Annotated in this window: 3 protein-coding genes; 2 read left to right on the top strand and 1 reads right to left on the bottom strand. The window is 54.6% G+C overall.

Annotated features, from left to right (window positions below):
• Both RMSM_RS02430 and RMSM_RS02420 read left to right on the top strand, forming a co-directional pair.
• A partial coding sequence (locus RMSM_RS02430; RefSeq protein ID WP_040763714.1) for a DUF1015 family protein occupies nt 1–1,168 on the top strand: 1,168 nt, incomplete at its 5' end.
• A gap of 1,046 nt (nt 1,169–2,214) precedes the next feature.
• Entirely contained in the window at nt 2,215–3,486 is a 1,272-nt protein-coding gene (locus tag RMSM_RS02420) for a membrane protein (protein ID WP_008691019.1), read from the top strand.
• 77 nt (nt 3,487–3,563) lie between these two features.
• Here the strand turns inward: RMSM_RS02420 and RMSM_RS02415 are convergent, their stop codons facing one another.
• Nucleotides 3,564–4,130 carry a hypothetical protein gene (locus tag RMSM_RS02415; protein WP_008691012.1) on the bottom strand — a complete coding sequence of 189 codons (567 nt, stop codon included), beginning with the start codon at nt 4,128–4,130 and terminating at the stop codon, nt 3,564–3,566.
• Between the last annotated feature and the right edge of the window lie 154 nt (nt 4,131–4,284).

The raw sequence follows: 4,284 nt of genomic DNA, 5'->3' as shown, positions 1-4,284 counted from the left end.
GAACCGGGTGGACTCGGAAGACGAAAAGTACGAACGAGCTGCGAGGTTTGTCACCCAGTGGAAGAGCGAAGGCGTATTGAAACAAGACGAAGCACCGTCCTACTACGTGTATCACCAAGAGTTCACGATTGACGGTCATGTATTCAATCGGCGTGGTTTTATGGCACGCGTTCGCATCCAACCCTTCGGCGAAGGCAACATCTACCCTCATGAAGAAACCCACCCCAAGGCCAAGGTTGACCGACTGAAACTGACTCAAGCCACGCAGCAAAACAACAGCCAAATCTTTGGTCTGTACCCCGATCCCGAAAACGCGATCATCACGCTGCTTGACGAAGCGACCACCACCATCACGCCGATTGAAGCCGAGGACCATCTCGGGGTCAAACACCGGCTTTGGCCTGTCTCGGATCCGGACGTGATCGCGAAAGTCAGCGAACTGATGCAAGATAAACCAATGTTTGTTGCCGACGGCCATCATCGTTACGAAACCGCGGCAAACTATCGCGACCTCGTCAGCAACGAACTTGGACCGCTGCCGAGCGACCATCCCGCTAACTTTGTCATGACGATGTTGGTGGGCATGAGCGACCCAGGCATGATTGTCTTGCCCACACACCGATTGCTTCGTGGTACCGAACGTTTTTCGTCTGCTGAAATCACAGCACGACTCGCGGGTACTTTTGATTGCGAGATCGTCGCCGGTGGACTCGAAGCCGCCAACACCGTGTGGTCCAACATGGAATCCGCAGACGACCAAGGCTTGATCGGACTGTACGCCTGCAAAGATGACACTTGGCTGCTTTGCAAAGCGACCGAGACTGCTGCTGCGAAAATGGAAACGCTCGCCGCAAACCAAAGCAAAGACTGGCAGGGACTCGGCGTCAGCCTGCTGCACCGCCTGGTGATCGACGATCTGCTTCAAGCCAAAGGCCATCCCAAACCGACCTACGTCCATGATGTCAGCGAAGTGGTCGATGCGATGCATGGCGAAGGCAGCCAAGCGGAAAGCGACAGCGACGAACCCTACACATTGGCGGCGCTAGTGATGCCAGCAAAACTGAGCCACGTGGAAGCCATCAGCCTGCACAAAGAACGAATGCCCGCCAAAAGCACCTACTTCTATCCCAAATTACTCAGCGGACTGACGTTTAACCCTCTTCGCTGATGCGCAAACCCTATAGAGTCCGCTCCTTCCACCTAGATACCATCACAAGGGCACAGAATCCCGCATCCTGTAGTTTTAATGATGCACGGTCCCCCAATGCTTTAGCGGTTAGATTTCGGCCGTGGAGCCCGATCGATGGCAGATATTGAAAAACTAGGCAATTAAAGCTGACTCTGCCGGTTGCAGCAGCTAGCCCAACTAGGCATGATTGTACGGCCTGGGAGAACAACGTAGTCTTCGTGTCTTCCCAATGAGAAACCCACAAGTTCACGACTACTTAGGAAAGAGACTGATGAAACGAGTTTTGATTGCGATTTGCGCTGTTGCTGTATCGAGCATGATTGTCCCAAGCATCGCACAAGCAGGCCTATTCGGCTGCAAGCACAAGAACGATTGCTGCGAAGTAGCCCCGGTTTGCGAACCAGAACCGGTTTGCTGCGAGCCAGCACCTGTTTGCGAACCTGCTCCTGTCTGCTGCGAACCAGCACCTGTATGTGAGCCAGCACCTGTTTGCTGCCCCGCTCCTCCCGTGGAAGTAACCTGGTGTGTCATCGACCCACGCACTTGCTGCCCCGTGGAAGTAACCGCATGTGTTCCTGCTGAATGTGCTGGCCAAGTTCCAACCTTGGTTAACTGCCGCAAGGGATTCTTGCACCGCAGCATTTTGACCTACAAGTTCGAGTGCTGTGGCCACTGTGTTGACGTGGTTATCACCAAGCATGGTCGCACCATCGTCCGCGGCTAATTTCCGCAACCAACAAATTTTAGAGCGTGAAACAACGCCGAGTGTTTCGCCGAACAAGCTAAGAGTCGAACCGTCACCGGTTCGACTCTTTTTTCGTGCGCCTGCGGGCATGGAGATGCCGTCCTAGAGTGACAGCGAACACGAGAGAGCCTCTTCTCCACAGCCTTACTCTCGGATTTGCAATTGGATACTCCACGTGAACGCCCCGGGAGTTTAAGATAGGGGGGTGGCAAGACAATCACCCCCTGTTCGCCCTCGACAATCCCCCTTCCATCCTGCCTTTCCGCAATAGACGCACATTGTGAACGACTCGGGCGACAAGAATTGGCGAATCCGTGTCGACAACGAAACGCTGGGACCGTTTTCCGAAGTCGAGATGCGTCATTGGCTCGCAGAGCATCGTGGCAAGAGAGCGGAGGTCCAGCAGGGCCGCAGCGATTGGTACCCATCGTCAGTGATTTTGCAGCGATTCAAGGAACTGGCGCGCACCGGAATCTACTTACGCGTCAACGGCCAAGTCGAAGGTCCCTACACTCGCCCGCGTTTCGTCCAGCGAATGGAACAGCTTGGCAACGCAGAGGTGGACGCCAAAGAAGGCAATGACGGATTCTGGGTTTCAGCAAAAGTCATCTTGCGCGAGCTCAACCCCAACCAGTTGGCACCTCCGCCACGAACCACCCCCACCGCGCCCAAAGCCCCCAGCGGGACAACGCCGAGAGGCACGCCGCCGAAAACGCCAAACGCTCCGCCGCGTCCTGCCGTTCCCGCTACCCCAAAAACAACCGACTCTGTCTCGGAAAAAACAACGACTCCGGTCCGCGCGAATTGCCCTGTGTGCAAAGCGACGCTGCAGGTCCCCGCGGATCAATTAGGAAAAACCATTCGCTGTGCGTCGTGCAAAAAGCAGATCCGAGTGGTGGGCAAATCGAACTCAGCGGTAACGCCGACTCCGACACAATCGCCTGTGATTGACGACGACGTCGTGACACTTGGGGATGACGATTTCGCGGCATCGGTTCCGACATCGCCGAGGCCGGCGACATCGGTGTTTGCGCCACTGGAGAACGTGACACCCATCCGCCCCGTAGCGGTCCCGCGGCCATACACCCCACCGCAACCTGCCCCGGTGCCTAACCCCTACGCATCGCCTGGACCACAGAACCCGCCTTATTACGCCGGAGCCCAGCATCGCTCTTCGCTCCCTCACCCAGCGCTGTACATCATTCCCGGCGTTTTAATCGCAATGTACTCACTGGTGATGATAGTCCTATCGTGCGTCGGGCTTGTACTCCAAACCTTGGTGATCGCAAATTTAGACAGAGGAGCCCCAGGACTCGTATCAACCTCTCTGAACATCTTAATCACATTGATGTGGGTGATTGCACACGGAATAACGTTAGTAGGCGCAGTCCACATGATCCTCCGGCGCAACCTAACGTTTGCAAGAATCTCCGCCATCGTAGCCTCGGTTCCTTGCATCGGATTCCCATTCAGCTGTCTGATATTTCCGGTGGGCGTGATTAGCTGTGTCATCTTGTTTATGAATGAAGCGAAACGTGCGTTTCGCTCGTAGACCATAATTTTCAAGAGACTGGCCGGATACCCGATGTCCGCAACACAGGACAGCAGTGGATTCAGGAACCGATCCGGCTAGTTCAGAATCGACTTGACATCAGCCATGATCGCTTCGACATCGATCTCACTGGTTGCATACGCTCGCGCCGAGACGACTTGGCTATCGCTGGCGACAACAATGGTAACCGGAGCGTCGGCGGACAAACGATAATTCAGCGGTCCTGTTTCGGACTCTTTCGCCACGGCGAAAGGAATGCGTTTGGCTGACGTTTTTTCAGCCAACTCGGTCGCCAATGTTTTCAGTTTCCCAGCATCCTCGCCAAGCAGCGTGACAAAGCCGCTAAGGTGCGAAGCTTCGTTCTGCGCCACGGCGGCATCAAGTTCCTTGACCAGCTTGGTCAACTTACCATCGATTTGACGTGCAAACACGATCACCATCGGCCGCGAACCATAGCGGCACCGATAACAGATTTCTTGTTCGACATCGACACCGTCATCCTCGGCACCGGCGATCTTAGTGACATAAAAAACGCCGATCGGATCCCCTTGCTTGAGCCCCACATCGCGGGAAGCATCGGCGGCCAAGACGTTTGAGAGCGAAACCGCAAACAACAGAACCGAACAGATAAGCAAACGCGACATTGAACTTTCTCCGAGATAGAGAATTTGAATTTTAGATTTCAAATGGAATTAGGAAGATCGACGCGAGTGAACTGCTCGGACAAAAGCCATCCTTCAAAAGCAGTTCATGCAAGAGATTGAGCTACAATTGACAATCCGAGTGACGAACCGTCAT

Source organism: Rhodopirellula maiorica SM1, from assembly GCF_000346295.1.
In the GTDB taxonomy this organism is placed as follows: Bacteria; Planctomycetota; Planctomycetia; order Pirellulales; family Pirellulaceae; genus Novipirellula; species Novipirellula maiorica.
The sequence above is the reverse complement of the archived record's forward strand: the minus strand, read 5'-3'. Positions and strand labels throughout refer to the sequence as shown.